Consider the following 25619-nt stretch of genomic DNA (forward strand, 5'->3'; position numbering starts at 1 on the left):
ACGGACCTCCCGTGGTGAGGTACACCTAACCACATGAAGGTGAGGCTCACCTAAGAGTCCGCCGTCCGAGCCCCATCGCACCCCGCTCCGTCGCGCGCTACACCGCAGTAAGTGCTGCTCCAGCGGCACGTACTGCGGTGTAGCCCGCGCTGGGGACGAGTCGGGGGTCCGGTCGGGGGGCGCGGGCGACCTACCGTGGAGCCGTGCCGCCGCCGACCCCGACCGCCGCCCCGCGGATGCGTCGCGCCACCCCGGAGGACGCCGCCGACCTGCGCCGCGTCTGCCTGCGCACCGGCGCGGCCGGCCGCGACGCCACCGCCCTGCACGCCGACCCCGACGTGCTCGGCGAGGTGTGGGCGCAGCCCTACCTCCACGGTCCGGGATGCCTCGCGCTTCTCGTCGAGGACGACCTCGGGGTCGCCGGGTACTGCGTCGCGACCGCCGACACCGCCGCCTTCGAGGACTGGCTCGAGAACCGGTGGTGGCCGGCCCTGCGCGAGCGCCACCCCCGCGGCAGCGGCGCGACCCCGGCCGACGCCGCAGTCGTCGAGCGGATCCACGCCGGCCCGCGCACCGACCCCGCGCTGCTCGCGACGCACCCGGCCCACCTGCACGTCGACCTGCTGCCCCGGCTCCAGGGCGGCGGATGGGGACGCCGGCTCGTCGAGGCGGTGCTCGACGAGCTCGCCGCCGACGGGGTCGCCGGGCTGCACCTCGGCGTCGACCCCCGCAACCCCGGGGCCATCGCGTTCTACCGCCGCCTGGGGCTGCAGCCGCTCGGGGGCGACGAGGGCGTCACCCAGCTCGGCACGCTCCTGCCCCGGCCGACGAGGTCGACGAGGTCGACGAGGTCGACGACCTAGCCCACCGGCCCGTCGACGTCGGCGCGCAGCCCCTCCTCGACGACATCGAGCCAGCGGCCGACGTGCTCGCGCGCCTCCGGCGTGTCCGGGTAGCGGCAGCGCAGGTGCAGGCCGGAGCCGTTGACGACGAACCAGACCATCACGCCGTCGGTGCGGATCCGCGCCGAGACGTACTGCAGCTCCAGGGCCGGGTCGAGCTCCACCGGCAGCCGGCGGGTGTCGAGCCACGAGACCGCGAACATCCCCGGCGCCTGTGGCATCCCGCCCCACGGCGCGAGGATGGGGGCGAGCGGCCAGGACCCGAGCGAGAGGGCCTCGCGCACCGCCGTGGCGCACGCGGCCGGCTCGGGGTCGAAGGACTCGAGCACCGCGTTGGTGATGAACCAGCCGCACGCGTCGTGCCAGCGTGGCTCGTAGCGGCTGTGGACGGGGAAGACCGCCCGCAGCGGGCGACCGGCGAGGGCCCGCGAGGCACGCGTGAGGGCCGACGTGGCCATCGCGACCAGGCGCACCCCGTCGGCCCGGGCCCGGACGGTCAGCCGCTCGACCTCCTCGGCGTCCAGCACGTCGCGCACCTCGACGACCTCCGGACGCGGGGTCGTGACGTCGCCGAGGGGGAGGGGGAAGAGGGGCATCACCCCGCCCTCGGCCTCGAGCACGTCCGCCCACCGGCGGCGCACCTCGCCGGGCGCCGGCGGCCGGGCCGCGAGCGCCGCGGTGTGCTCGGCGAAGGACGGCACCCGGGGCAGCGTCGCGCCCACCGCACGGCCGGCGACCACGTCGTCGAGGCAGGCCAGCAGGTCGCGGACGAGCACGACGAGGCTCCACATGTCGACGTGCGCGTGCTCGGCCGCGACGACGAGCGACGGGCGCGAGCCGTCCGAGGGCTCCACGAGGCAGATGCGGTGCGCCGGAGCCGAGTACGAGCGGCACGTCGCGTCGAGGACCTCCCGCAGCACCTCACGCGCCGGTCGCCCGTCCAGCGCGTGCTCGACCCACGACCCCGGCGCGACATCGACCTCGTGCAGCTCGACCTCTCCAGAAGCGCTCTGCGAGAACACGGTCCGCAGCGTGCCGTGCCGCCGGACGACGGCGCACCAGGCCTCCGCGAGGGCGTCCGGGTCCACGGCCGAGGGCAGCCGGACGGCCACGGCCATCCACGACCCGGGCCGGTCACCCTCGCCGACGTGCCGCCCCTGGTCGAACGAGACCGGCAGCGCCCGTCCGCGCGAGGGCGGCACGACCACGCCGAGGCTGCGGACGCGCCCGTCGGGGAGGGCCATCTGCGCGACGTTGGTCAGGCGCATGCCGCCGTACTCTAGGCGCATCCCCGACGACGGACGGCCCTGGAGGCGCTGTGCCCACGTTCGAGCTCGACGGCGCGACGCTCGACCACGACGTCGCCGGTGACGACGGCCCGCTCGTCGTGCAGCTGCACGGCCTCACCTCCTGCCGCGAGCGGGACGAGCGGATGGGCCTCGACCTCGCCCGCGCCCTGCGCCACCACCGTGTGCTGCGCTACGACGCCCGGGGACACGGCCGCTCGACGGGCGACCGGCACCCCGCGTCCTACGCCTGGCACCACCTCGCCGAGGACCTGCTCGCGCTGCTGGACCACGTCGCCCCCGGCGAGACGGTGCACGGCCTCGGCCCGTCGATGGGCGCGGCGACGCTGCTGCACGCCGCGCTGCGCGACCCGGGCCGCTTCGCGAGCCTCACCCTGGCCGTGCCCCCGACGGCCTGGACGACCCGACGCGCGCAGGCGGCCGCCTACCTCGCGAGCGCCGAGCTCGTCGAGCGCGAGGGCCTCGCCGCGTTCGTCGCCCGGGCGGCCACGACCGGACCGCCGCCCGCCCTCGCCGACGCGCCCCTCACCGAGCCGGCCGTGCCCGAGCACCTGCTGCCGAGCGTCCTGCGCGGCGCGGCCTCCACCGACCTGCCGCCCGCCGAGGCCCTGACCGGCATCGACGTGCCCACCCTGGTCCTCGCGTGGAGCGACGACCCGGGGCATCCGCTGAGCACGGCGGCCCTCCTCCATGAGCTCGTCGACGACAGCCGGCTCGTCGTCGCGCGCACCCCCTACGGGATCATGGCGTGGCCCGGGCTCGTCGCCGATCACGTGGCCTCGCACGCGGAGAGGGCCCGTCACCCCCTGCGGTGACGGGCCCTCTCGCGTGGTGCGGCGAGGATCAGGACAGGGTGTCCTTGATGTTCTCGCCGGTCTTCCTGGCCTTGGCCTCGGCCTGGTCGGCCTTGCCCTCGGCCTCGAGACGCTCGTTGTTCGTCGCGTCGCCGATGACCTCCTTGGCCTTGCCGGTGAGGTCCTGAGCGGCGTTCTTGGCCTTGTCAGCGATACCCATGGTGGTGTTCCTCTCTGTGGTGGTGGATGGGTCGGACGGGTGGTTCGGGGTGACCCGGAGGGGTCAGGTGGTGGCCGCGGTGCGCGGCGGCCGGTGCACCTTGACGCGGTAGCGGACCGGGACGGCGCCACCGGTGGCGGTGGCCACCTCGGCGTCGACGGCCGCGAGGTCGCGGCGCAGCTCGGTCAGCGAGGCGTCGTGGCGGGCCGTGACGGTGATCTCGACGACCCCGGCGTCGGTGCCGGAGCCCACGGAGCCGGAGGCCGACTCGGTGGCCAGCCGCGACTCCGCCGAGGCGGCGACGACGTCGGCGAGGGCACCGAGGCGCAGGCGAAGTCGCCCGTCCTCACCGCTCCCGGGCAGCGAGATGGCCCGGATGCCGACGCGCTTGAGGTGCGCCGAGAGCCACGACAGGCCGGCGACGACGAGCAGGACACCGACGACGGCGACGAGCCAGGTCCACCATGAGGCGGCGGCCCATGAGCCGGCGGCGGGGACGGCCAGGGTGTCGGCCGCGCCGAGCACACCGACCCACCAGAGGCCGAGGGCGACGCCACCGGCGAGGAGGAGCAGCCCGACGACGAGGGTCAGGGTGCGGTCGAGCCGCATCGCGGAGCGGGTCATCGCTTGCCTCCCAGGGTCGAGACCTTGACGGACACGCGCGGCGAGGGGTCGAGCCCCTCGAGGGCGTCACGGACGGCGTCCTGGACGGCACCCTTCGCACCGTCGCGGGCGGTGTCGACGACGGTGACCCGCAGCTTGACGGACCGCTTGGCGGCGCGGGAGCGGACGGTGACGACGCCGTCGACGTCGGAGGCCGCGATGTCGGCGACCCGGGCGACGTCGCGCGGCTCGAGCCACGCGTTCGTGCCGTCACCGAGCGACACCGCACTGCGGGGCCGACGACCGACGGCCCGCAGGACGAGCCAGAGGCCGACGAGCGCCACGAGCACGGCGACGACGAGCACCCAGACGTCCTTGCCGACGCCGTCGGCGAGCCAGCTCGCGGCGGGCTCGAGCCACGACGTGCCGGGCACCCAGCCGAGCGCGACGAGCGCGTCACGGACGGCGACGACGCCGAGCGCCACGAGGACGAGGGCGATGACGACACCGGTCGCGGTGGCCGGGGGCGCCCCGGCCGGGGCGTCGACGGCGGGCGTGGTGACCTGCGCGTCGCGGGAGGTCCGGGCCGGCTCCGTCCGGGAGACCGGCAGGGTCTCGGTGGTGCTCATCGGTGCCTCCTGTCCTGGGGCTCGAGGTGAGTGACGGTGACGTCGACCGCGTCGACGGTGGACCCGGTCACGCGGGCGAGGGTGTCGGCGACGGTGGTGCGCACCGCCGCGGTCGCGGCGTCGAGCGGCGTGGGCCACGCGAGCGCGACCTCCAGCCGGACGCGGACGTGGTCGTCGCTGCGACGGACCTCCACGCGGGGGAGGGAGCGCCCGACGAGCGCGCCGGCGCCGCGGTGCTCGACCACGTCGGGCGCGGCGAGGGTCGCGGCCCGGGCCGTCCGCTCGTAGACCCGGTCGTCGATGACGGTGCGTCCACGCGTGGCGGCCGGGGCGAGCCCGTCAGCCACGGTTCCGGTTCGGGACGAGGGCCCCGAGGTCGACCGAGCCGTCGCGCTGCGCGCCGAGCAGGAAGCCGGCGCCGCCGAGGACGATCGCGAGGAGGAAGCCGCCGAAGCCTCCGGTGGTCGCCGCGAGGGCGAGGAGGAGACCGGCGATGAGGCCGATGACGGGAGTGTTCATCAGGAGCTCCGTTCGGGGAGGGGGTCGGGGGTGTTCTCGGGGGCCGGGGCGGTGGGCGGGTCGTCGGGGGCGTCCTCGACGACGTCCTCGACGACGACGGTGACCGGGCCCGGTCGGACCGCGGCGACGGCCCTGCGGACGTCGTCGGCGACCGTGCGGACCGCCGAGCCGTGCTCGACGGCGAGGTGGACCTCGACGTGGTCGTCCGCGATGCGCAGCCCGGCGACCCGGCGCCCCGGCAGGAGCGTCACGGCCTCGCCGAGCGCGCCGGCGTGGAGGTCGACGACGCCGGGGACGGCGCGCACCGCGGTGGCGATGCCGTCGACGAGCTCGTCGCGCTCGGTCACTGCACGCGCTCGCTGGTCTCGTCGGCGTCGTCGTCGAGCGCCACGTCGTGGACGGTGATGTTGACCTCGGTGACCTCGAGCCCGGTCATCCGCTCGACCGCCGAGATGACGTTGCTGCGGATGGCCTCGGCGAGGTCGGAGATGGCGACGCCGTACTCGGCGACGATGTCGATGTCGACGGCGGCCTGCGTCTCGCCGACCTCCGCGGTGACGCCCTGCGTGTTGTCGACGCCGACGCCGGAGATGCGCTCGCGGATGGCCCCGACGGCGCGGGCGGCGCCGCGGCCGAGGTCGGCGACGCCGGAGACCTCACGGGTCGCGATGCCGGCGATCTTGAGCACGACGGTGTCGGCGATGACGGTGCGGCCGTGCGAGGTCTCGAGCTCCGAGCCGGCGCCCCGGGCCGTGTCCTTCGCCGTGGTCGCGACGTCCTTGGGCGTCCCCTTCGCGTCCTGCGCGAGGTCCTTGGTGGAGAAGCTCCCGGAGGCGGTGCTGCCGGACTGCGGGGTGGCGGTGGTGTCGGTCATGACGTCAGCTCCTTGTGGGTGGTCCGTTGTCGTTCACCCCGTCAGTCGCGGTGGGGACACGAAACCGCACGCGAGATCCTGTGTGACCCGCGTCACATCTTCTCCGCCCGGGTAACGCCCTCGTCGTGGAGCAGCGTTGTCGCAGGTGAGACGGCCGATGGGGCCGCCCGAGACGGAGGTGCCGAGCCGCGTGAGCGCGACCCTGCAGGGTGCGGTGACCTCGTCGTCACCCTCCGCCTCCCGGGACGAGGACCTCGCACTCGCCCGCGCCGCCGCGCTCGGCGACCGGCGCGCCTTCGAGACGATCGTGGCCCGGCACGGCCCCGCGCTCACCCGGTACGCCCTGCGCGCCACCCCGGACCGCGGCGAGGCCGAGGACCTCGTCCAGGACGCCCTCGTCGCGGCGTGGCAGTCGCTCGACCGGTTCGACGGCCGCTCGGCCCTGCGGACCTGGCTCTTCGGCATCCTCGTCCACAAGGTGCAGAGCTCGCGCCGGCGTCGCAGGGCCGTGCCGGTCACCGACGAGGTCCTCGACCGCCCGGACGACGCCGACCCCGTGCAGGCCGCGTCGGAGCTCGAGCTGCGCGAGGCCCTCGAGGCCGCGCTGCGCGACCTCCCGGAGAAGCAGCGCTCGGTGTGGGTCCTCGTCGAGGTCGAGGGTCTGAGCCAGGCCGAGGTCGCCGAGGTGCTGCACACGACCCCGGACAGCGTGCGGGGTCAGCTGTTCCGCGCACGACGCGCGCTCGCGGAGGGGATGAAAGAGTGGCGGGCATGACGGGACCGGACCCGGCGGCGGAGCGGCCGCTGACCACCGACGAGGAGGCCCTCCTCGCCCGGTCCGCGCGGCTGCTGGCCTCCGAGGACCCCGAGGCGTTCATCGACGTCTCGGCGCGCGTCCGCTCGACGGTGCGCGCCACGACCCGGCGCTCGCGCCCGGTGCACGCCACCTTCCCCTCGCCCGCCCCGGACGACGACGTCCTCGTCGTGCGCGAGTGGGTGCTCGTCGGTGTCCTGCGCGAGGCGGTGTCCGCGCTCGTCGGCGTGACCCCCACCCAGATCCGCGTCGGCCTCGAGGAGGATCGCTGCACCTCGGTGGCCGTCCACGTCACCGCCACCTACGGGGCGGTCCTCGCCGATGCCGCGAGCGCCGTGCGGTCGACGGTCGCGCGCGCGGTCGTCGACACGCTCGGCGCGGACGCGCTGCCGCCGGAGGGCGTGCCCGTCGAGGTGACCATCGACGACGTCATCGTCTGACGCCGTTGGAGTGCCGGTCTGCCGCGGACACAAATCGACGCTTTCGACGATTGATGCACACCCGAGCAGAGTCCGGCGTACAGAAATCGACACATTCGGCGATTGCTGCACGCCCCACAACCGCCGGCGTACATCAATCGACACATTCGACGATTGCTGCACGCCCCCCACGACCGCCAGCGTGCAGCAATCGACACATTCGGCGATTGCTGTACGGCTGTGCGCGCCACGGGTCAGGAGCTCGCGGCCTCGTCGGACTCGTCCTCGGGCTGCCAGACCGGTGGGTCGGCCGGCGTGAGGTCGGGGTCGTCCTCGGGCTGCCAGACCGGCGGGTCGGCCGGCGTGAGGTCGGGGTCGTCCTCGGCGAAGGTGCGGATGCGGCCGACCTCGGTGTTCGGACCCTCGAAGCGGACGGTCACCCGCCCGACCCCGCTGCCCTGCACCCAGCCCCGCCCGTGCTCGGCGTGCTCGACGTCCTGGCCGGGGCGCCACGGCGAGCGCGGCGCCGGCTGGTCCGCGGCCGGCGCCTCGTCCCCCGGGTCCGCCGGTTGCTCGACCGGCAGCGCACCCCCGCCGGCATCCGGCCGGACGAACTCGTCGTCGTCCTCGACCGTGCTCGTGCGCACCGGGCCCGGCCGGTCGTCGAGGAGTCCGTCGAGCAGGTCCGGCTGCGTGTAGAGCGAGAGGCCCGAGACGCCGACGCCGAGCAGCCGCAGGCCGTCCGCGACGTCGAGGCCGTCGAGCAGGCGCAGCGCCTGCCGCAGGACCACCGCGTCGGCGTCGGTCGGCTGGTCGAGGGTCGTCGAGCGGGTCAGCGTGCTGAAGTCGTGGCGTCTCGCCTTGAGGACGACGGTCCGTCCCGAGAGCCCGTCGGCGCGCAACCGCTCGCCGACCCGGTCGGTCAGCCGGCGCACGTGCTCGGCCAGCCGGACCCGGTCGGTCACGTCGGTCTCGAACGTCGACTCGGCCGACACCGACTTCGCCGCGCGCTCGGTGACGACCTCGCGGTCGTCCTCGCCCCGCGCGAACGCGTGCAGCTGCGTGCCGTGCGCCTTGCCGAGCAGCGCGACGACCTCGTCGAGGTCGAGCGCGGCGAGCCGCCCCACCGTCGCGATGCCGTGCGCCGTCAGCCGCGCCGCCGTCGCCGGGCCGACCCCGGGGATGGCGCGCACGGCCATCGGGGCCAGGCGCTCGGCCTCCTCACCGGGCGGCACGACGATCTGGCCGTCGGGCTTGGCGAGGTCGGAGTGGATCTTCGCGACGAGCTTGCTCGTGCCGGCGCCCACGGACGCGGTGAGCCCGGTCCGCGCGTGGATGCGGCCGCGCAGCCCCTCGACGAGCTCGGTGACGAGCTCGACGTCGGCCTGCGGGTGCTCCGGGGTGAGGTCGAGGTAGGCCTCGTCGATGGAGACCTGCTCGACGAGCGGCGTCAGCTCGCGGACGAGGTCCATCACGGCGTGCGAGGCGTCGCGGTAGGCCTCGAAGCGGGGGCTGAGGAAGGCCGCGTTCGGGCAGCGGCGGCGGGCCTCGGCGGTCGGCATCGCCGAGCGGATGCCGAAGACGCGCGCCTCGTACGACGCGGTCGACACGACGCCGCGGCCACGGACCCCGCCGACGACGACCGGCTTGCCGCGCAGCGACGGCTTGTGGAGCTGCTCGACGGCCGTGAAGAACGCGTCGAGGTCCAGGTGGAGGATCACCGGACGCGCGCGCACGCCCCCAGTCTGCCTCCGCCCACCGACCCCGCCCGGACGGCCCGTGGCGGCTGCGGCCTCAGCCCCGGGCGAGGCGCTTCTGGCGGCGCGAGTCGCCGGCGTGGAGCGCCCACGCCATGAGCGCCGGCTGGAACGCGAGCCGGGCCAGACGCTTCTCGTCGGTGTCGAGGCCGAAGCCGTCCTTGCGCTCGAGCCACTGCGCGACGTTGCCCGGGAAGACCCCGAGGAAGAACAGCGCGCCGACCCGCCCCATCCGCGCCCGCGACGGCTGGCGCCACGTGAGGAGCGTCGCCGCCCCGAGGGCGATCTCGGCGTAGCCCGACCACACGACGACGTCGTCCGGGTCGAAGGGCATCCACTCGGGCACCTGGGCCTGGAACTCCTCGCGCTTGCTCGTGAGGTGTGCGGTGCCGGCCCCGACGAGCGCGGCGCCGAGGGCCACCTTGCTGAGCGCGCGCAGGGCGCGCCCGGTCTTCTCGCGCCGGGTCGGGGTCTCGTCGTGGTGCGTCATCCCCCCAGTGTGTTGGGTCGGCGGCCCGCACGGGGGCGTCGGTGACGGCGGCATCACCCTCCACACGATCTCCCCACGTCCTGCGCCCGCCGCACCCACGGGTGCCCCGACCCGGCGGCGAGGATGGGCGCATGGTTCCGGGGGAGGACGAGGTGGGGGCACCGCCGCGTGACACGACCGTCGTGGGGTGGCTGGTGCTCGTCGGCGGCCTGCTGTGGATGCTTTCCGTGGGCTGGCGGGCCGACGTCTACTGGGGGTTCTTCCTCGCCGAGCCGTCGTGCCTCGCGGCGGGCACCTGCACCAGGGAGGACCTCGGGCAGCACCAGCAGGAGGCCTGGGCCGCTTTGGGTCCGCCGACCCTGCTCGCGGTCGTCGGTGCCGCCCTCGTCCTCGGAGGTCTCGTGGGGTCGGGCGGGCGGCTCGTCGACCGCGATCGCGGGGCCTGGTGGCTGCTGCACCGCGCCGTGTTCGTCACCGTCGGGGTCGGCGTCGTCGCGGTCATCCCCCTGGCGGGCGCGGCCGTGGTCTCCCCGCCGCTGGGCGCCGCCGGGCTGGCCGTCGTCCTCGTCCTGCTCGGGGTCGCCCTGCACGCCGCCCTGCGGCCCCGACGTCCTCGGCCGGACCCGGGGGTCAGCGAGGGGCGGCCCACGCGCTGAGGGACGCGGCGAGCATCCGGGCCGTGCGCTCGAGGTCGGCCGCGGTGCTCGCGAGCGCGCGCTCGAGCGGCCGGGGCCCGTCGCCGACCGGCCAGACCGCCACGAGGTCGTCGAGCACCCGCTCGTGCCCCGGGCCGAGCGCGCCGACGAGCGCGACCGCCGGCACACCGACGCGGGCGGCCACCCGGGCGACGCCGACCGGCACCTTGCCCGAGGCCGTCTGCCCGTCCAACCGCCCTTCGCCGGTGATGACGAGCCGCGCTCCGGCACAGGCGGACTCGAGGCCCACGGCGTCCGCCACCAGCTCGACCCCCGAGGTGAGCCTGCCGCCGAGCACCGCCTGCACCGCGTAGCCGATGCCCCCGGCCGCGCCGGAGCCCGGGTGGTCCGGGTCACCGCCGACGACCGTGGCGAACCGCGCGAGCACGGCGTCCAGCGCCTCGACGTCGGCCGGGCGGGCCCCCTTCTGCGGACCGAACACCGCTGCGGCACCGGCCGGCCCGGTGAGCGGGCTGGTCACGTCGCACGCGACGTCGAGGCGCACCTCGGGCAGCCGCGGGTGGAGGCCGGTGAGGTCGACGGACGCCAGGTCGCGCAGGCCGAGCGGGGTCGCCGGCACGTGGGCGCCGGCTGCGTCCAGGAACACGACGCCGAGCTCGGCGAGCATCCCGGCCCCGCCGTCGGTCGTGGCACTGCCGCCGAGGCCGAGCACGACCTCGTCGGCGCCCGTGTCGAGCGCGTGGCGCAGGAGCACACCGGTGCCCGCACTGGACGCGCGCCAGGGGTCGAGCTCGCGCCGGGTCAGCCGCTCCAGCCCGGAGGCCGTCGCGACGTCGACGGCGACCCGCGCCCGTCCGGAGGCGTCGGGGCCCAGCACCCCGTAGCCGGCGGCCACCGGTCGCCCGAGCGGGTCCGGCGCCTCGACCTCGACCCAGCGGCCGCCCGTGGCCGCGACCATCGTCCGCGCCGTGCCCTCGCCCCCGTCGGCCATCGGCACCTCGCGGACCTCGCTGTCCGGCAGCGCGGTCCGCCATCCCCGGGCGACGGCCGCGGCGACCTCCGCCGCGCCGAGCGCCCCCTTGAACGAGTCCGGCGCGACGACGACCACCGGGGTGCCGGCGTCGGTCGCGGTGCTCACGCCCTCCACCCTGCCGCAGCCCGGACCGTCCGACCAGCCGTCCGCGCCGACCGGACGATGCGGTCTCCACGATATCTCCACACCGTCCGCCGGATCGCGTCACACCCTCGTCGCGGACGTCCTGCACGATGAGGTCATGACCGGGGGGCGAAGGGTGTGGGTCGCGGGTGTCGTCGCCGCGCTGCTGACGACCTCCGGGTGCTCGGCAGCGGTGTCACGGACGATCGACGGGCTCGCGCTCGACACCCTGACGCAGGGGCTCGACGATGCGCTCGCCGGGCTCGAGGTCCGCAGCAGCGCGCAGGTCGAGGCGCTCGTCCGAGATGCGCGGACCGTCGTCGTCGACCCGGAGCGCACGGACAGCGGTGTGGGACAGGTCGAGTACGCGACCTACGGCGAGCGCGAGGGCGGACGGGCCGCCGATGCGGCGATACCGGTCGTCGTGTGGCACCGCACCGTGGGCGGCGGGCCGTTCGTCGACGACGGGGGCGTGTGGCACGTCGTCTGCGCCCGCCTGTCGGTCGACCGTTCCCGCACGGCCTTCGCCGCGGAGCCGGTCGGGTGCCCCGACGACGTCACCCTCGAGCCCGTCCAGCCCGCCGGCGACGACCCGGCCCCCCACCTGGACCTCGACCCTCCGGACGCGGGAGAGCTCGTGACCGGCTCGCCACCACGGCGGGGGAGTTCGAGCGTGGCGCTGCGCCCCATGTCCCGGGGCCGAGCCGACCCCTGCGCCGCCGACGACCTCGACCTCGCCCTCGGTCCGCCTCAGCGCCTCACGGGCTACGACGCCGTGCCCCTCCTCGTGGTCAACACCGGCCCCCTCGCGTGCCGCCTCGCCGCAGCGACCGGGCTGGTGCTCGTCCGCGACGGCGAGGACGTGCCCGTCCGGACCACCCCGTGGCGCGGCGAGGTCGTCCTCGCGCCCCGGGAGTCGGCCTCCGCCCTCGTCACGTGGCGACCGGTCCAGGGCATCGACGGGGCCGCCGCCCAGCGGCTCTCGGTGCTCGGGTCGGCCGGGCCCGATCTCCTGCCGGTCCGGCTCGCGTCCTCCGCGGGGACCGGCGTCCCGACCGTCGGCCCCGGCGCCGAGGTCACGTTCTCGCGGTGGGAGCGCCGAGGCTACGGAGCAGGCGGCGGGGAGGACCCGGTGCGTCCGGACGTCGCGCCCCGGTGCCGGCCCGAGGAGCTCGCCGTGACGAGCGAGCACCCGGACGCGGGCTCCGGACGGCCGCTCCCTCCCTCGGTGCGGGTCCACCTGACCGCCGTCACACCCTGCCTGCTCGTCCCCGGCGTCTCCGCCCTCCCCGACGGCGTGCCGGACGCCGTCGAGGGCCCGCCCGTGCTGCTCGCGCCGGGGGAGGCTGTCGACGTCATCACGGTGACCGCCGGGCCGGACCGTCCGGGCGAGGTCCTCGTGGCCGATCGGTGGGTGGCGGTCGAGAACGCGCCCCGAGCGTGGTGAAGCCCTCGTCCGCTCCTCCTGACAACCGGGTTACCCGTGGGTACGGTGACGGGGTGAAGCGGCCCGACCTCACCGTCCTCGCCATCCCCGCCTTCGTCGGCGCGATGGCCGCCGAGTACTGGTGGCAGAAGCGCCACCCCGCCCCGGCCGGGACGACGCGTGCCGGCGACTACGAGCTCGCCGACACCGTCGCGAGCCTGACGATGGGCGTCGGCAGCCTCCTCGCCCCGTTCGTCGCGAAGCGCCTCCTCGACCCCGTGACGCCGGGGAAGGGGCGCGGCGCCCGCTGGCTGATGGGCACCGCCGTCGCCGCGAGCGCCGCCACCACCGTCCTCGACGTCGTGCGTCGCCGGCGGGCCGAGGGCGGCCTGCCGGCGGCGGGGAGCATCCCGGAGGAGGCCCGGCAGGTCCGTCGCAGCACCACCCCTGCGGACACCGACCCCGACGCCGTCCCCGCCCTGCGCCGCGTCACCGGCGGGATGGCCGTGGCCGCGGTCGCGTCGACGGCCCTCACCGTGGCGACGACCTGGTCCGCGCAGACGAGCGGTGAGAAGCTGTTCGCCCGTACCGGCCGCGACCTCGGCACCGGCCTGCTCGCCAACACGGTCGCGCTGCTCGGCTGGGACGCCATCTACTACTGGAACCACCGCTTCAACCACGAGAGCCGCTGGCTCTGGGCGATGCACGTCGTGCACCACAGCAGCGAGCGGTACAACCTGTCGACGGCGCTGCGGCAGCCCGTCGCCGAGGGCGTGACGATGAGCGTCCCCTACGGCCTGCTCGCGCTCGCCGGGGTGCGGCCGAGCGTCATCGAGAACGCCCGCGCCCTCAACCTCATCTACCAGTTCTGGATCCACACCGAGGCGGTCCGCTCCATCGGGTGGCTCGAGAAGGTCCTCAACACCCCGTCACACCACCGGGTCCACCACGGGTCCAACTCGCGCTACCTCGACCGCAACCACGGCAGCATCCTCATCGTGTGGGACAAGCTGTTCGGCACGTTCGAGGAGGAGGACGAGCCGGTCGTCTACGGGCTGACGAAGAACATCGACACCCACAACCCGGCGGTCATCGCGACCCACGAGTGGCGCGACATCGGCCGCGACGTCGCGGGGTCGCAGACCTGGCGCGACCGCTGGTCCTTCCTCCTGCGCGGCCCGGGGTGGGCGTACGACCGCCACCGGGCCCTCGCCGCGGCGGGCGACCCGGCGATGGAGCCCGCGCCGCCCGCACCGGTGGCCGCCTGAGCGACCACCCCGGGCGGGCGGGCGCCGGGCTCAGAACGCGTAGGACCCGAACCGGCCCCACGCGACGAACGCCGCGAGGAGCAGCAGCACGACGTTGACGGCGATCATCGGCGTCTCGCCGCGACGGGCGTGGACGACGGCCGCGCCGACCATCGTCAGCGCGAGCCCCGTCGCCGCCAGCGGCACGAGGACCGGCGCGATGCCGGTGACGGCGGGCAGGACGAGGCCGAGGGCGCCGAGCACCTCGACCGTGCCGATGCCCTTGACGGCGCCGGCCGAGAAGTCCTCGACCCAGCCGAGGCCCGACTCGGCGAGCGCCGCCTTCGGGCGGGAGAGCTTCATGGCTCCGGCGGCGAGGAAGGCGAGGGCGAGCACGACGGCGACGACCCAGAGTGCGATGTTCACGGGGACCTCCAGTGGGGTGGTTTCAGTTCATGCGTGAACTCACCACCAGCATCCGGCATTCCCGCCGCGGACGTCAATCACTTGAGGCGTGAAGTAATGTGCCCGCATGGCCGACGACGCGCCCCGCTGGCTGGACGCCGACGAGCAGCGCGCCTGGATCCTCGTGTCGCAGCTGACGATGCGCCTGCCGAGCGCCCTCGAGAGCCGGATGCAGGCCGTCGCCGGCCTGGGCTACTTCGAGTACCTCGTCCTGTCGGGGCTGTCGATGGCGCCCGGGCGGCGGCTGCACCTCAAGGACGTCGCGCGCTTCACCGGGAGCTCGCTGTCCCGGCTGTCGAACACCGTCCGCCGCTTCGAGGAGCGCGGCTGGGCTCGCCGTGAAAGCGACCCCGAGGACGGCCGCTCGACCTACGGGGTGCTGACCGACGCCGGGCTCGAGGTCGTCCGGCGCGCGGCGCCGTTGCACGTCGAGGAGGTCCGCCGGCTCGTCCTCGACCCCCTGACCGCCCGGCAGCTGGCCACGCTCGGCGAGGCGTCGCGCCGCATCGTCACCGCTCTCGACCCCGACGGTCCGATGGAGGCGTTCGTCGACCCGGAGTGACCTGCGTCACTCCCTCGCGAGCGTGCGGTTCGGGACACTCCGCGCGACTCACGGGGTGAACAGGGACCGCCCCGGTCCCACCCCGACCACGAGGAGGCCCTCATGGCCAGCACCAAGAAGTCCGCGTACACCGCCCTCGGCTGGGTCGCCTGGCAGGCGCTCGCCAAGGTGGGCGTGCCGCTCGCCAAGCGCAAGGTCGCGAACCGCCGCCGCCCGCGCTGACCACCCCCCACCGCGAACGCGTGTGTACTCGCCGGGCAGCCCCGGCGAGTACACACGCGTTCGCGGCAGGTGAGGGGGCCTGAGCGATTTCATCCCTTCCCTCACGTGAGGGTAGGGTTGCCCGGTCCCGCCCCCCGACCGGAAGCCCGCGCATGCCTGCCCCCGAGACCGCCACCGACCTCCAGATCGGCGACGTCGCGGAGCGGACCGGCCTCAGCCTGAAGACGATCCGGCACTACGAGGAGGTCGGGCTGCTGCCCGAGTCGCGGCGCAGCCCCGGCGGCTTCCGCCTCTACGGCGAGCCGGCCGTGCGCCGCCTCCTGCTCATCATGCAGATGAAGCCGCTCGGCTTCTCGCTCGAGGAGATGGCCGACATCATCGCGCTGCGCGAGCGGCTCGCCTCACCGCGGCTCTCCGAGCGCACCCGTGCCGGCGTCGTCGAGCAGCTGGCCGCGTACCAGGCCCTGGCCGACGAGAAGCTCGCCGACCTGCGCCGCCGCGTCGACAGCGCGGAGCGTTTCGCGCGCGAGCTCCAGCAGCCCCTCGCCTGACCCGACCCGCCCAGCGGGACCGCCCCACACCAGACCACCCCGGTCGACGACGCCCGGGAGCCCTGCCCGCCGACCCGCGGGCCGACCCCCGGAGCTCACTCACCGTGTCCGACACCGCCATCGCCCCACCGCGCCCCGAGGCCGACGACGTCACCTCGGTGCGCGCCGCCCTCCGCTCGCCCCGCCGCCTGCGCACCGAGGTGCTCGCCGGTCTCGTCGTCGCCCTCGCCCTCATCCCCGAGGCCATCGCCTTCTCGATCATCGCCGGCGTCGACCCCCGCGTCGGCCTCTTCGCCTCGTTCACGATGGCCGTCTCGATCGCCTTCCTCGGCGGCCGCCCGGCGATGATCTCGGCGGCCACCGGCGCGGTCGCGCTCGTCATCGCCCCCGTCGTGCGCGAGCACGGGATGGAGTACCTGCTCGCGACCGTCGTCCTCGGCGGCGTGATCCAGGTCGTCCTCGGGCTGCTCGGCGTCGCCCGGCTCATGCGCTTCGTCCCGCGCTCGGTGATGGTCGGCTTCGTCAACGCGCTGGCCGTCCTCATCTTCATGTCGCAGGTGCCGCACCTGCTCGGGGTGCCGTGGGCGGTCTACCCGCTCGTGGCGGCCGGGCTCGTCGTCATGGTCCTGTTGCCGCGGCTGACCACGGTCGTCCCCGCGCCCCTCGTCGCCATCGTCGGCCTCACCGTCGTCACGGTCGGGTTCGCCGTCGCGGTCCCCACCGTCGGCGACGAGGGCCGGCTGCCCGACAGCCTGCCCTCGTTCGTCCTGCCGGACGTGCCGCTCACGCTCGAGACGCTGCGCATCGTCGGGCCGTACGCGCTGGGCATGGCGCTCGTCGGCCTCATGGAGTCGCTGATGACCGCGACGCTCGTCGACGACGTCACCGACACCCGCTCGGACAAGACCCGCGAGTCGTGGGGCCAGGGCGTCGCCAACGTCGTCACCGGCTTCTTCGGGGGCATGGGGGGCTGCGCGATGATCGGCCAGACGATGATCAACGTCAAGGCGTCCGGCGCCCGCACGCGCATCTCGACCTTCCTCGCCGGCGCCTTCCTCCTCGTCCTCGTCGTCGGGCTCGGCGACCTCGTCGGCATCATCCCGATGGCCGCGCTCGTCGCCGTCATGGTCATGGTGTCCGTCGGCACGCTGGACTGGCACAGCATCAAGCCCTCGACCCTGCGGCGCATGCCGCGCAGCGAGACCGCGGTCATGGTCGTCACCGTCGCGGTCGTCGTCGCGACGCACAACCTCGCGATCGGCGTCGTCGTCGGTGTGCTCGTGGCGATGGCGCTCTTCGCCCGCCGGGTCGCGCACCTCGTGCGGGTCGTCGACGTCGAGCACCCCGACCCCGACACCCGTGTCTACGCCGTCGAGGGCGAGCTGTTCTTCGCCTCGAGCAACGACCTCGTCGGCCAGTTCGACTACGCCGGCGACCCGCAGCACGTCGTCGTCGACCTCAGCCGCGCGCACGTCTGGGACGCCTCGACCGTCGCGACCCTCGACGCCGTCGAGACCAAGTACGCCGCCCGCGGCAAGAGCGTGACCTTCCGCGGTCTCGATGCCGTCAGCGCCGCCCGTCACGAGCGCCTGAGCGGGCGGCTGACCGCCGGCCACTGACGCCGACCCGAGCCCTCCCTCTTCCACGAACGCGTGTGAAATCGCCGGTGACACACGGCACGTTCACACGCGTTCGCGGGTGGCCGGCGCCGGCCGGCCCTCCGACTCGGGGAGCCCGGCCGAGCCCACCTCCCGGTGTCGCGGCGCCATGACGGCCACGACCAGCGCCGTCACGGCCACGACGACGGCGGCCACCGTCAGCGCCTGCGACATCCCGGCGACGAACGCCTCCTCGGCGGCGGTGACCAGCCGCGGCCACACGGCCTCTGTCCCCGGGGGCGGCGACATCCGGGTGAACGCGAGCCCGCTCTCGACGGCACGCGACAGCTGCGCGGGCAGCGCGCCGGTCGCCGCCGCGACCTCGTCCCGGTAGACCGTCGTGAGGGCGGCCCCCAGCACCGCGATGCCGATGGCGCTGCCGACCTCGCGCGAGACGTCGTTGACGGCCGAGGCGACACCCTGCTTGTCGTCGGGCATGGCCGAGGTGATCGCCGTCGTGGCGGGCGTGGCGGCGAAGGCCATCCCCAGCCCGTAGACGCACAGGGCGCCCCAGAACCGCCACACGTCGAACTCCGCGTCCTGGCGCGCGAGGAGGAACAGCCCGGAGGCGAGGAGCACGAGGCCGATGGTGCCGAGCAGCTTCTGCGAGTGACGCCGGCTCAGGCTGCCGGCCAGGCGAGAGGCCGGGATGACGACGACGGCCATCGGCAGCAGGCGCAGGGCGGCCTCGAGGGGCGAGAACCCGGCGACGTACTGCAGGTACTGGATGCCGACGTAGATGAACCCGAACTGGGCGAAGAACTGGACGGTGATGGACAGCGACCCGGCCGTCAGGCCGCGGTCCCGGAAGACGCGCGGGTCCAGCAGGGGCTGGTCGGTGCGCAGCTCGCGCAGGACGAAGGCGACGAGGGCCACCCCGCCGACGACGAAGCCGCCCACGCTGACCGGGTCGTCCCAGCCGCGGGCCGCACCCTCGATGATCCCGAGCACCAGCGCGCCGACGCCGACGAGGCTCAGCAGACCACCGGCCCAGTCGAGCCGCTGGGCGGGCTCACGCGACTCCGGCACCCAGCGCAGGACGCCGCCCAGGGCGACGAGGGCGAGGACGAGGTTGAGCGCGAAGAACGAGCTCCAGTCGAAGAACTCGAGCAGCAGGGCGGTGGCCAGCAGGCCGAGCACCGCGCCGCCACCGGCGACCCCGACCCACACACCGACCGCCTTGCCGCGCTCCGCGGGCGGGAAGGACGTCGTGATGACCGAGAGCGTCGAGGGCATGATCGCCGCCGCCCCGATCCCGCTGAGCGCGCGGATGACGATGAGCGCCGTCGGGGTGTCGACGAGGAGCCCGGCGGCGCTCGTCACGGCGAACACGACCAGGCCCGCGGCGAGCAGGAGCCGGCGGCCGTACCGGTCGCCGACCGCGCCCGCGAGGAGGAGCAGCCCGGCGAAGACGACCGTGTAGCTGTCGAGGATCCACGTCAGCTCGGTCTGGTCGGCGCCGGTCGCGACCGCGATCTCGGGTAGCGCCGTGTTGAGGCCGCTGACCGCCGAGACGACGGTCATCAGCGCGAGCGAGACGACGAGGAGCACCGCGCGGGTGCGGACCGGGCTGCTCATGGGTCCTCCTATTTAGACGAGCGTCTAATAAAGGTAGCGCTCGGTAGGCTCGCTGTCCATGGGATCGACGACGCGCAGCGCCGGCCGCCCGCCCGCGGGTGGCCCGGACCGTCGGGCCGCCATCGTCGACGCCGCCCGCGGCGAGTTCCGCGACCACGGCTTCGACCGCGCGACCATCCGCGCGATCGCCACCCGCGCCGAGGTCCACCCCGCCCTCGTCGGCCACTACTTCGGCACGAAGGCCGAGCTGTTCGCCCACGTCATGGAGCTGCCGGGCCCGGTCGCCGATGCCTCGCTCGCCCTGGGCCGCGTCCCGCCGCAGGAGTGGGCGGACGTGCTCGCGCGCACCCTGCTCGCCGGGGACCCCGAGGTGCGGGCGACCCTGACCGGCGTCGTGCGGGCGGCCTCGAGCGACCCGGCCGCCGCCGCCCGCATCCGGGAGTTCTACGAGGCGCACTTCCACACGCTGCTCGGGGACCTCGGCGTCAGCCATCCGGGCGCGCGGGCCGTGCTCCTCAGCTCGCTGGCCGTCGGGCTCGTCGTGACCGGTGACGTCGTCGGGCTGTCCGGCTTCTCGGGCGCCGACCCCGCGGTGCGCCGCGCCCTCGTGACGGCGGCCGTCGACGCCGTCCTGCGCACCGAGCTCTGACGTCCGGAAGGGCACTCACCCCCGTCCGCTCGAGAGCCCGGGCCCGGTCCGAGACCTCGTCGACACCCACCTCGCCGACCGGCTCCCGGCGCCGCAGCACCACGAGGCCGGCGGCCGTCGCGAGCACGACGAGCACCCCGAGCGCGACGAGCACCCACCCGGGGAGGGCGGGCCGCCATCCGCCCGCGGCCCGACCGGCGAGGTAACCGGCCGTGACCTCCGCGCCGGCCCAGAGCGACCCGGCGACCACGCTGGCCGCGGCCACCCGGGCCCGGGACACCCCGGCCGCCCCGGCCAGGTGCGGCACGAGTGTCCGGGCCACCGGCACGAAGCGGGCGACGAGCACGGCGAGCGCCCCGTGCCGGGCGAGCACCGCCTCCGCGCGGTCCCAGACCGCGGGTCCGGCCCGCCGGCCGAGACGGGAGGCGGTGTGTCCGAGGGCGATGTCGTGGACGTCGGCCGGCAGGAGACGAAACCAGTCGGACTCCCGCCACCCGTCATGCGGCGAGCGGGTGAGGTTGCTGATGAGGATGTGCTCGTCCAGCTCGTGCACGTCCACGAGGGTGCTCAGCAGGCGCCGCACCGTCAGACCTCCGCCGTGTCGAGCAGCCAGAGGTCGCCGCCGCGAAGGCGTTCGGGCACCCGGCCGCCGACGAGCTCGGACCGCAGCTCCGGGTGGGTGCGGTAGAGCTCGACGAGGTCGGCGACGACGTCCGGGTCGGAGCGCAGCAGGGTGCCGGGAAAGGGCGTGCCGGCCGCGCGGAGCGTCCTGTCCAGACGCGGGGCGCTGACGGCGTCCACGGGCGGCAGGTCGTCCCAGCGGAGAGTGGTCTCGGTGCAGTTGACGTGGACGACCACGCCGGTGGGGGTGCGGGCGAGGCTGGTCGGGGTCCAGCCTCGCAGCCAGAACAGCCCGGAAGCACTCAGGGGCGGCGCCGCCCAGAGGAAGGCTCGCACCACGCCGGACGACTCACTGCCGACCCGGCCCAGATCCCACATCGCGACGAACGGAAGGAGGATCAGGCCGAGGGACATCAGGAGGTAGCACCAACGGTCGACGCCGGTGGCGGGGAAGGTCAGGCGGCCCGGCGTCCGCACGAACCGGACGAGACCGCGTCGCCTCCTGACCGCTGCCCAGCGGAAAGGACCGCCGAACAACACCAGCGGCTGGACCAGGACGAGGACGAAGAACAGCGGCGCTTCCAGGCCGACGCCGACGGCCAGGGCCACCCAGACGGCCAGGGGCAGTCCGACGAACGCGCCGACGACCCAGGGCACGAGGCCACGGGGACGTCGCGCGGTGCCCGGCACCTGCAGGACCTGGACGCCCCCCACGGGTCCGCTCACGATCTCCCCCTTTCCCCCGGAACGTGTGTGAAGAACGTCGGTCTCCACCCGCGAGCCTCACACACGTTCGCCGCAGGAGCGATGGACCCCCGAAACAGGGGACGACCCCGACCAGAACCCGGTCGGGGTCGTCCCTGTGCTGTGCGCAAGGGGGGATTTGAACCCCCACGCCCGTAAGGACACTGCCACCTGAAGACAGCGCGTCTGCCGTTCCGCCACTTGCGCGTGGTGCTCGGATGAGCCGTCCCAGTGTGCCCGATGGATGCCCGATCGACCAAAGCGGGGTCGGTTCAGCGACCCTCCGCACGCCTCAGACGGTCCCTCAGTTCACGGGAGGCGACGTCCAGGTCGGCCCGCGCGGCGTCGACATCCACCTCGGCCCGGCGCCGGATGAGCAGCAGCCGCAGCCACCAGGCGGCACCGGCGAGGACGAGCACACCGACCGCGGCGACCGCGAGCGCCGCGCCCCCCGAGGCGCCCTGCGCCCAGCCGACGACGGCCATGACGATCGCGGCGGCGCCGAGCACGAACCCGCCCACGACGATCACCCACATCCCGACGACGATCCCCCGGGACAGCCCTGGAGGAGCCGTGCCGATGGCCGGGAGTGCGTCCTCCCGCCACGGCGAACCCTTCCCGCCACCGGAGCCGTGCCCGGACGACCGACCGGTCATGACATCGGCTCGGCCTCGGTCTCGGTCTCGGGACGGGCGGGCCGGTCGCGGTTGCCCCGCGAGCGCAGCCGCACGCCGGGAAGGCCGGGCGCGGGGATGCGCGCCACATCCCCCTCGTAGCCCTCGACCCGGCCGAAGCGACCCGACGACGACCCGTCGGCGCCGGACTCCCACGCCTCGCGGGCGGCGGCGACCTCGTCGTGCGAGCGCCCGACGAAGTTCCACCACATGACGACCTCCTCGCCGAAGGGCTCGCCGGCGAGGACGAGGACGCGGGCACCCTCGGCCCTCGCCGTCAGCACGAGCGAGCGCCCGTCACGGACCCCGCCACCACCACCCGAGGCCGCCTCGACGACCCCCAGCTCGGTCGCCGCCACCCGCGCACCGGCGAAGTCCACCGAGCCACGGTCGACGAGCACCCCGACCTCGAACTCGTCCGGCACCGGCAGGGCCACCGAGGCCCCCGCCCCGAGGACGACCTCGACCCCGAGCAGCGCGGTCTCGACCCGCACGGGCGAGCGGGAGCCCCAGAGCGACCCGACGAACACCCGCGCCTCGACGCCGGAAGCGGGATGCACCGCCTCCGGGACGTGGTGCTCGAACCGCGGCTCGACCTCGGCCGACGCCGACGGCAGCACGACCCACAGCTGCGCACCGTGGAGCACCCGCGTCCCCGCCGTCGACACCTCCGAGTGCGAGATGCCCCGGCCGGCCGTCATGAGGTTGACCTCGCCCGGACGCACGACGGCGACGGTGCCGAGGGAGTCGCGGTGCTCGACCTCGCCCGAGAACAGCCACGAGACGGTGGCCAGCCCGCAGTGGGGGTGCGGCGCGACGTCCATCCCGCCGCTGACCGAGACGTCGTCGGGCCCGTAGTGGTCGGCGAAGCACCACGCCCCGACGAACGAGCGCTCCCTGGCCGGCAGGGTGCGCCGCACGGTCATCGCGCGCGGCCCCCCGAGCGGCACCTCGCGCGGACCGAGCACCTGCACCGGGGGCGTCATGCCCCCACGGTAGGCGAGGAACGACACGCCCGAAATGCCTCCTCGGGGTCGGTGCGTCCTACGCTGGTCAACGGCCACGGGGGCGTCGAGCCGCCTCCCAGCCGTGGCCGCCACCCTGCCTCCGGGTCGGCACCGTCCCGTCCGACCGTCCACCACCGCGCCAGCCGTCCACCCGAGGAGCACCCCTTTGCCGCAGGTCCTGCACGCCGTCGCGCTCGTCGCGTCGCTGCTCGGCCTCCTCCTCTGGACCCGCCGGCGCACCACCCTCGACCCCGCCACCGTGCCCGTCGTCGTCCTCTCGGGCGCCGGCCTCGTCGTCTTCCTCGGCGGGCTCCTGGACCGGCTCGAGCCCGCGGTCTGGATGGTCGTCGGCCTCGGCCTGCTCGCCCTCGTCCACGAGCTGGTCCGCCACCTCGGGGCGTCGTGGCGCACGGCCGTGCACCCGGTGACCCTCGCGCTCGCGGCCCTCGTCGCGGGGCTGGTCGCCTACCTCCACGGCCTCGAGTTCGCTCACTACGACAACTTCAGCCACTGGGCCCTCGTGGTCCGCCTCATGCTCGAGCAGAACGCCTTCCCCACACCCGCGCAGCCGATCATCGAGTTCACGACCTACCCGCTGGGCAGCGCGAGCGTCGCCTACGCCGCGACCCGGGTCCTCGGCGGCCAGGAGTGGCAGTCGATGCTCGGGCAGGCGACCCTGCTCGTCGCCGCGCTGATGACGGTGGCGGCGTTCGCCCGCCGGCACCGCTGGCTCGGTCTGCTGCCCGTCCCCGTCCTCTACCTGGCCGTGGTGTCGACGACCAACCAGGCCACGACCCTGCTCGTCGACGGTCTCGTCGCCGCCCTCGGTGCCGCGGCGGTCCTGCTCGCGGTGCGGCACCGGCGCCGGATGCGGGTCGCCCTCGTGCCACTGGCCGTCGTGCTCGCCCTCCTCGGGGTCGTCAAGGCGAGCGGGCTGTTCTTCGTCGTCGCCGTGCAGCTGCTGGCCGTGGTGCTCACCGTCGCCCACGCACCCCGGCCCCGCCGCCGTCCGCACCTGCCCCTCCTCTGGCGGATGCTCGTGATGCTCGGCCTGCCCTGGCTCGTCTACGGCGCCTGGACCCGGCACGTCGCGGTCACCTTCCCCGACGGCGCCGACGCGCCGCACAGCCTCGACGCCTCCCGGCTCGAGGAGGTCGGCGCGGAGAAGACGCCCGCGGTCCGCGAGCAGATCACGCACCTGGTCCTGGACGCGATGCGGGCCGACACCGCGCTCAAGGTCGCTCTCGGAGCCGGGCTCGTCGTCCTCCTGCTCCTGTGGCGTCGGCGGCTCGTCGGCGGCCGCGGAGCGCTCGCGGCGCTCCTCGCCGTGGCGCTCGGCACCGCCGCCTACCTCGCGGGCGTCCTCGCCACCTACCTTCTGTCGATGAAGACGAGCGAGGCCCTGCACCTGGCGGGCTTCCGCCGCTACACGGGCACGGGGACCCTCGTGCTGCTGACCCTGGCCGTGGCCGGCCTGCTGGCGCTCGTCGACGGGATGCGTCACGTCCTCCTCCGCCTCCTCGGCACCGTCGCCGCGCTCGGCGTGCTCGCCGTGTTCGTCGGGCCCCTCGGCCAGCCCCTGACCCTGCCGCGCCAGAACCTCGTGAGCGCGCTGCGCGACAACGCGGACCGTGCGGTCGAGGGGGCCCAGGTCCCGGCACAGGGTGAGGTGTGCATCGTCCTCGACGAGCGCGACGCGAGCTACCGGCGCTTCCTCCTGCGCTACCTGCTCATGACCCCCGACGTCAGCGAGCGCCTCATCACCCCCGAGACCTCGAAGAACCTGCTCACCACCTGCCGCCACGTCGTGCTCCTCAAGGAGAACGCCCGCGCCGCCGAGATGCTCGCCGAGCTCGGCTCGCCCCTCCCGCACCCGCCTCCCGTGATGGTGACCCGATGACGCTGCCCGCCACCCCGCACGACGCCGACGCCGACCCCTCCGGCACGCCGTCGCTCCCGCCCAACCCGCTGACCGGCATTGTCGTCGGCATCCCCTCGTACCACCCGAGCGAAGCGCTGCTCGAGACGGTCCGTGCGGTGCAGGCCGCCGGGCTGCACGAGGTCGTCGTCGTCGACGACGGGTCCGGCGACGGGTACACGTCGTTCTTCGACGAGGTCGCGCTGCTCCCCGGCGTCGAGGTCCTGCGCCACCCGGAGAACCTCGGCAAGGGGGCGGCCCTCAAGACGCTGTTCGCGCACTGCCGCGAGCGCGACGACGTCCGGGGCGTCGTCACGGCCGACGCCGACGGGCAGCACCTCGCCACGGACGTCCTCAAGGTCGCCGTCTCCCTCGCCGGCCACCTCGTGGAGCGCGACAGCGACGTCGCGGTGCTCGGGGTCCGCGACTTCACCCTGCCGGACCTGCCGACCCGCAGCCGGGTCGGCAACCGCCTGACGACCGGGGTCGTCCGCCTCCTCTACGGTCAGGACATCCCCGACACCCAGACCGGCCTGCGGGGCTTCTCGCGCGGCCTGCTCGACACGATGCTCGAGGTGCGCGGGGCCCGGTTCGAGTACGAGATGAACGCCCTGAGCCACCTGCTGACCTATCACGTGCGGCTCTACCAGGTGCCGATCGAGACGGTCTACCACGACCACGAGAACAGCCAGTCGCACTTCCGGCCGGTCCGCGACTCGGTGATGATCTACCGCGGCGTCATCCGGCAGTTCGTCAAGTTCGTCGGGGCCTCGCTCCTCGGCGCGCTCGTCGACGTCGGCGTCTTCACGCTCGTCATCGACGCCTTCTACGACGGCCGCTCCGCCCTCGGGGCCGTCGGTGGAGCGGCGCTCGTCGCCCGCCTGGTCTCCTCGCTCGTCAACTACGGCGTCAACCGGCAGGCGGTGTTCGACGTCCGGCGCCCGGTGACGCAGTCGCTGCCGCGCTACGTCGCGCTCGCCGTCGGGATCTTCCTCCTCTCCACCCTCCTGACGAGCGGCCTCGGCACGCTGTGGAACGGCCACGTGGTGCGCGCGAAGATCGTCGTCGACACCCTGCTGTTCTTCCTCAGCTACCTCCTGCAGAAGCGCTGGGTCTTCACGCCGCGCCGGACCGCCGACGCCGGCTGAGCACGCCCA

General features: G+C 74.8%; 29 protein-coding genes, 1 tRNA gene and 1 pseudogene. 13 read left to right on the plus strand and 18 right to left on the minus strand.

Going from position 1 to position 25619, the window contains the following annotated elements; all coding sequences use genetic code 11:
* The first annotated feature begins 203 nt into the window (after window positions 1-203).
* Window positions 204-863: a GNAT family N-acetyltransferase gene (locus KMZ30_RS08505; RefSeq protein ID WP_308279810.1), complete on the plus strand. Its 660-nt coding sequence runs from the start codon at window positions 204-206 to the stop codon at window positions 861-863.
* Here the strand turns inward: KMZ30_RS08505 and KMZ30_RS08510 are convergent.
* Window positions 860-2170 carry a condensation domain-containing protein gene (locus KMZ30_RS08510; protein ID WP_215513578.1) on the minus strand — a complete coding sequence of 437 codons (1311 nt, stop codon included), beginning with the start codon at window positions 2168-2170 and terminating at the stop codon, window positions 860-862. The genes KMZ30_RS08505 and KMZ30_RS08510 overlap by 4 nt on opposite strands.
* 50 nt (window positions 2171-2220) lie before the next feature.
* Here KMZ30_RS08510 and KMZ30_RS08515 point away from each other — a divergent pair, with 50 nt between their 5' ends.
* Complete coding sequence (locus KMZ30_RS08515) at window positions 2221-3024, plus strand: alpha/beta fold hydrolase (protein ID WP_215513579.1); 804 nt, start codon at window positions 2221-2223, stop codon at window positions 3022-3024.
* Window positions 3025-3052: 28 nt separating this feature from the next.
* Here KMZ30_RS08515 and KMZ30_RS08520 read toward each other — a convergent pair whose 3' ends face one another.
* The 7 genes from KMZ30_RS08520 to KMZ30_RS08550 all read right to left on the minus strand — a co-directional run bounded on the left by KMZ30_RS08520 (window position 3053) and on the right by KMZ30_RS08550 (window position 5848).
* Entirely contained in the window at window positions 3053-3223 is a 171-nt protein-coding gene (locus KMZ30_RS08520) for a CsbD family protein (protein ID WP_215513580.1), read from the minus strand.
* 63 nt (window positions 3224-3286) lie between these two features.
* Window positions 3287-3847 carry a hypothetical protein gene (locus KMZ30_RS08525; protein ID WP_215513581.1) on the minus strand — a complete coding sequence of 187 codons (561 nt, stop codon included), beginning with the start codon at window positions 3845-3847 and terminating at the stop codon, window positions 3287-3289.
* Window positions 3844-4455, minus strand: coding sequence for a DUF6286 domain-containing protein (locus KMZ30_RS08530; RefSeq protein WP_215513582.1), 612 nt, complete (start codon window positions 4453-4455; stop codon window positions 3844-3846). Before KMZ30_RS08530 ends, KMZ30_RS08525 begins: the two co-directional genes overlap by 4 nt.
* Complete coding sequence (locus KMZ30_RS08535; protein WP_215513583.1) at window positions 4452-4802, minus strand: Asp23/Gls24 family envelope stress response protein; 351 nt, start codon at window positions 4800-4802, stop codon at window positions 4452-4454. Before KMZ30_RS08535 ends, KMZ30_RS08530 begins: the two co-directional genes overlap by 4 nt.
* Window positions 4795-4974, minus strand: a complete 180-nt coding sequence (locus tag KMZ30_RS08540) for a DUF2273 domain-containing protein (protein WP_173027130.1) — start codon at window positions 4972-4974, stop codon at window positions 4795-4797. The genes KMZ30_RS08535 and KMZ30_RS08540 overlap by 8 nt, the downstream gene beginning before the upstream one ends.
* Window positions 4974-5321 carry a hypothetical protein gene (locus KMZ30_RS08545; RefSeq protein ID WP_215513584.1) on the minus strand — a complete coding sequence of 116 codons (348 nt, stop codon included), beginning with the start codon at window positions 5319-5321 and terminating at the stop codon, window positions 4974-4976. Before KMZ30_RS08545 ends, KMZ30_RS08540 begins: the two co-directional genes overlap by 1 nt.
* The gene (locus tag KMZ30_RS08550) at window positions 5318-5848 is read right to left on the minus strand and encodes an Asp23/Gls24 family envelope stress response protein (protein ID WP_215513585.1); all 531 of its coding nucleotides are present in this window, start codon (window positions 5846-5848) and stop codon (window positions 5318-5320) included. Before KMZ30_RS08550 ends, KMZ30_RS08545 begins: the two co-directional genes overlap by 4 nt.
* Window positions 5849-6038: 190 nt before the next feature.
* On the opposite strand from KMZ30_RS08550, the gene KMZ30_RS08555 reads away from it, so the two are divergent.
* Together KMZ30_RS08555 and KMZ30_RS08560 are read left to right on the plus strand one after the other, a co-directional pair.
* Window positions 6039-6623, plus strand: a complete 585-nt coding sequence (locus KMZ30_RS08555) for an RNA polymerase sigma factor (RefSeq protein WP_215513586.1) — start codon at window positions 6039-6041, stop codon at window positions 6621-6623.
* Entirely contained in the window at window positions 6620-7102 is a 483-nt protein-coding gene (locus KMZ30_RS08560; RefSeq protein WP_215513587.1) for a hypothetical protein, read from the plus strand. The genes KMZ30_RS08555 and KMZ30_RS08560 overlap by 4 nt, the downstream gene beginning before the upstream one ends.
* A 233-nt stretch (window positions 7103-7335) precedes the next feature.
* Here KMZ30_RS08560 and KMZ30_RS08565 read toward each other — a convergent pair whose 3' ends face one another.
* Window positions 7336-8817, minus strand: a complete 1482-nt coding sequence (locus tag KMZ30_RS08565) for a DNA polymerase IV (protein ID WP_215513588.1) — start codon at window positions 8815-8817, stop codon at window positions 7336-7338.
* Window positions 8818-8875: 58 nt separating this feature from the next.
* Window positions 8876-9328: a DoxX family protein gene (locus tag KMZ30_RS08570; protein ID WP_215513589.1), complete on the minus strand. Its 453-nt coding sequence runs from the start codon at window positions 9326-9328 to the stop codon at window positions 8876-8878.
* A 131-nt stretch (window positions 9329-9459) separates the two neighbouring features.
* Between KMZ30_RS08570 and KMZ30_RS08575 the strand changes: the two genes are divergently transcribed.
* A complete protein-coding gene (locus KMZ30_RS08575; protein ID WP_215513590.1) occupies window positions 9460-9984 on the plus strand; it encodes a hypothetical protein in 525 nt (174 codons plus the stop codon).
* On the opposite strand, the gene KMZ30_RS08580 is transcribed toward KMZ30_RS08575, so the two are convergent.
* Entirely contained in the window at window positions 9959-11122 is a 1164-nt protein-coding gene (locus KMZ30_RS08580; RefSeq protein WP_215513591.1) for a glycerate kinase, read from the minus strand. The two genes, KMZ30_RS08575 and KMZ30_RS08580, sit on opposite strands and share 26 nt — an antisense overlap.
* A gap of 136 nt (window positions 11123-11258) precedes the next feature.
* Between KMZ30_RS08580 and KMZ30_RS08585 the strand changes: the two genes are divergently transcribed.
* Together KMZ30_RS08585 and KMZ30_RS08590 are read left to right on the plus strand one after the other, a co-directional pair.
* On the plus strand, window positions 11259-12587 hold the full coding sequence (locus KMZ30_RS08585) for a DUF4232 domain-containing protein (RefSeq protein WP_215513592.1): 1329 nt from the start codon (window positions 11259-11261) through the stop codon (window positions 12585-12587).
* A 53-nt stretch (window positions 12588-12640) separates the two neighbouring features.
* Window positions 12641-13834, plus strand: a complete 1194-nt coding sequence (locus tag KMZ30_RS08590) for a sterol desaturase family protein (RefSeq protein WP_215513593.1) — start codon at window positions 12641-12643, stop codon at window positions 13832-13834.
* 30 nt (window positions 13835-13864) lie between these two features.
* Here KMZ30_RS08590 and KMZ30_RS08595 read toward each other — a convergent pair whose 3' ends face one another.
* A complete protein-coding gene (locus KMZ30_RS08595; RefSeq protein ID WP_215513594.1) occupies window positions 13865-14239 on the minus strand; it encodes a DoxX family protein in 375 nt (124 codons plus the stop codon).
* Between the two features lie 106 nt (window positions 14240-14345).
* Between KMZ30_RS08595 and KMZ30_RS08600 the strand changes: the two genes are divergently transcribed.
* The 3 genes from KMZ30_RS08600 (at window position 14346) to KMZ30_RS08610 (ending at window position 17232) form a co-directional block, all read left to right on the plus strand.
* A complete protein-coding gene (locus KMZ30_RS08600; protein ID WP_215513595.1) occupies window positions 14346-14840 on the plus strand; it encodes a MarR family winged helix-turn-helix transcriptional regulator in 495 nt (164 codons plus the stop codon).
* Between the two features lie 374 nt (window positions 14841-15214).
* Complete coding sequence (locus KMZ30_RS08605; RefSeq protein ID WP_215513596.1) at window positions 15215-15613, plus strand: MerR family transcriptional regulator; 399 nt, start codon at window positions 15215-15217, stop codon at window positions 15611-15613.
* A gap of 104 nt (window positions 15614-15717) precedes the next feature.
* Window positions 15718-17232, plus strand: coding sequence for a SulP family inorganic anion transporter (locus tag KMZ30_RS08610; RefSeq protein WP_215513597.1), 1515 nt, complete (start codon window positions 15718-15720; stop codon window positions 17230-17232).
* A 63-nt stretch (window positions 17233-17295) separates the two neighbouring features.
* Here KMZ30_RS08610 and KMZ30_RS08615 read toward each other — a convergent pair whose 3' ends face one another.
* On the minus strand, window positions 17296-18849 hold the full coding sequence (locus KMZ30_RS08615) for an MFS transporter (protein WP_215513598.1): 1554 nt from the start codon (window positions 18847-18849) through the stop codon (window positions 17296-17298).
* Window positions 18850-18907: 58 nt separating this feature from the next.
* On the opposite strand from KMZ30_RS08615, the gene KMZ30_RS08620 reads away from it, so the two are divergent.
* Window positions 18908-19498 (plus strand): TetR/AcrR family transcriptional regulator, encoded by a 591-nt coding sequence (locus tag KMZ30_RS08620; protein ID WP_215513599.1) that lies wholly within the window; start codon window positions 18908-18910, stop codon window positions 19496-19498.
* 214 nt (window positions 19499-19712) lie between these two features.
* Here KMZ30_RS08620 and KMZ30_RS22635 read toward each other — a convergent pair.
* The 5 genes and pseudogenes from KMZ30_RS22635 to KMZ30_RS08640 all read right to left on the minus strand — a co-directional run.
* Window positions 19713-20081, minus strand: a pseudogene (locus KMZ30_RS22635) (DedA family protein); the annotation flags it as partial.
* Between the two features lie 2 nt (window positions 20082-20083).
* Window positions 20084-20845 (minus strand): hypothetical protein, encoded by a 762-nt coding sequence (locus KMZ30_RS08625; RefSeq protein ID WP_215513600.1) that lies wholly within the window; start codon window positions 20843-20845, stop codon window positions 20084-20086.
* A 142-nt stretch (window positions 20846-20987) separates the two neighbouring features.
* A tRNA-Leu gene (locus tag KMZ30_RS08630) sits at window positions 20988-21070 on the minus strand.
* A 65-nt stretch (window positions 21071-21135) separates the two neighbouring features.
* On the minus strand, window positions 21136-21399 hold the full coding sequence (locus KMZ30_RS08635) for a hypothetical protein (RefSeq protein ID WP_215513601.1): 264 nt from the start codon (window positions 21397-21399) through the stop codon (window positions 21136-21138).
* 116 nt (window positions 21400-21515) lie between these two features.
* The gene (locus KMZ30_RS08640) at window positions 21516-22523 is read right to left on the minus strand and encodes a pirin family protein (RefSeq protein ID WP_215513602.1); all 1008 of its coding nucleotides are present in this window, start codon (window positions 22521-22523) and stop codon (window positions 21516-21518) included.
* 187 nt (window positions 22524-22710) lie between these two features.
* Between KMZ30_RS08640 and KMZ30_RS08645 the strand changes: the two genes are divergently transcribed.
* Window positions 22711-24444 carry a hypothetical protein gene (locus KMZ30_RS08645; RefSeq protein WP_215513603.1) on the plus strand — a complete coding sequence of 578 codons (1734 nt, stop codon included), beginning with the start codon at window positions 22711-22713 and terminating at the stop codon, window positions 24442-24444.
* On the plus strand, window positions 24441-25610 hold the full coding sequence (locus KMZ30_RS08650; RefSeq protein WP_215513604.1) for a bifunctional glycosyltransferase family 2/GtrA family protein: 1170 nt from the start codon (window positions 24441-24443) through the stop codon (window positions 25608-25610). Before KMZ30_RS08645 ends, KMZ30_RS08650 begins: the two co-directional genes overlap by 4 nt.
* Window positions 25611-25619: the final 9 nt, after the last annotated feature.

Source organism: Phycicoccus mangrovi (assembly GCF_018729305.1).
In the GTDB taxonomy this organism is placed as follows: domain Bacteria; phylum Actinomycetota; class Actinomycetes; order Actinomycetales; family Dermatophilaceae; genus Phycicoccus; species Phycicoccus jejuensis.

Bases quoted from the DNA above. Each gene is read 5' to 3' on its own strand.
- KMZ30_RS08510 (WP_215513578.1), bottom strand. From the start codon at position 2,170: ATGCGCCTGACCAACGTCGCGCAGATGGCCCTCCCCGACGGGCGCGTC.
- KMZ30_RS08520 (WP_215513580.1), bottom strand. From the start codon at position 3,223: ATGGGTATCGCTGACAAGGCCAAGAACGCCGCTCAGGACCTCACCGGC.
- KMZ30_RS08525 (WP_215513581.1), bottom strand. From the start codon at position 3,847: ATGACCCGCTCCGCGATGCGGCTCGACCGCACCCTGACCCTCGTCGTC.
- KMZ30_RS08530 (WP_215513582.1), bottom strand. From the start codon at position 4,455: ATGAGCACCACCGAGACCCTGCCGGTCTCCCGGACGGAGCCGGCCCGG.
- KMZ30_RS08540 (WP_173027130.1), bottom strand. From the start codon at position 4,974: ATGAACACTCCCGTCATCGGCCTCATCGCCGGTCTCCTCCTCGCCCTC.
- KMZ30_RS08550 (WP_215513585.1), bottom strand. From the start codon at position 5,848: ATGACCGACACCACCGCCACCCCGCAGTCCGGCAGCACCGCCTCCGGG.
- KMZ30_RS08560 (WP_215513587.1), top strand. From the start codon at position 6,620: ATGACGGGACCGGACCCGGCGGCGGAGCGGCCGCTGACCACCGACGAG.
- KMZ30_RS08570 (WP_215513589.1), bottom strand. From the start codon at position 9,328: ATGACGCACCACGACGAGACCCCGACCCGGCGCGAGAAGACCGGGCGC.
- KMZ30_RS08575 (WP_215513590.1), top strand. From the start codon at position 9,460: ATGGTTCCGGGGGAGGACGAGGTGGGGGCACCGCCGCGTGACACGACC.
- KMZ30_RS08585 (WP_215513592.1), top strand. From the start codon at position 11,259: ATGACCGGGGGGCGAAGGGTGTGGGTCGCGGGTGTCGTCGCCGCGCTG.
- KMZ30_RS08600 (WP_215513595.1), top strand. From the start codon at position 14,346: ATGGCCGACGACGCGCCCCGCTGGCTGGACGCCGACGAGCAGCGCGCC.
- KMZ30_RS08605 (WP_215513596.1), top strand. From the start codon at position 15,215: ATGCCTGCCCCCGAGACCGCCACCGACCTCCAGATCGGCGACGTCGCG.
- KMZ30_RS08615 (WP_215513598.1), bottom strand. From the start codon at position 18,849: ATGAGCAGCCCGGTCCGCACCCGCGCGGTGCTCCTCGTCGTCTCGCTC.
- KMZ30_RS08620 (WP_215513599.1), top strand. From the start codon at position 18,908: ATGGGATCGACGACGCGCAGCGCCGGCCGCCCGCCCGCGGGTGGCCCG.
- KMZ30_RS08635 (WP_215513601.1), bottom strand. From the start codon at position 21,399: ATGTGGGTGATCGTCGTGGGCGGGTTCGTGCTCGGCGCCGCCGCGATC.
- KMZ30_RS08640 (WP_215513602.1), bottom strand. From the start codon at position 22,523: ATGACGCCCCCGGTGCAGGTGCTCGGTCCGCGCGAGGTGCCGCTCGGG.
- KMZ30_RS08650 (WP_215513604.1), top strand. From the start codon at position 24,441: ATGACGCTGCCCGCCACCCCGCACGACGCCGACGCCGACCCCTCCGGC.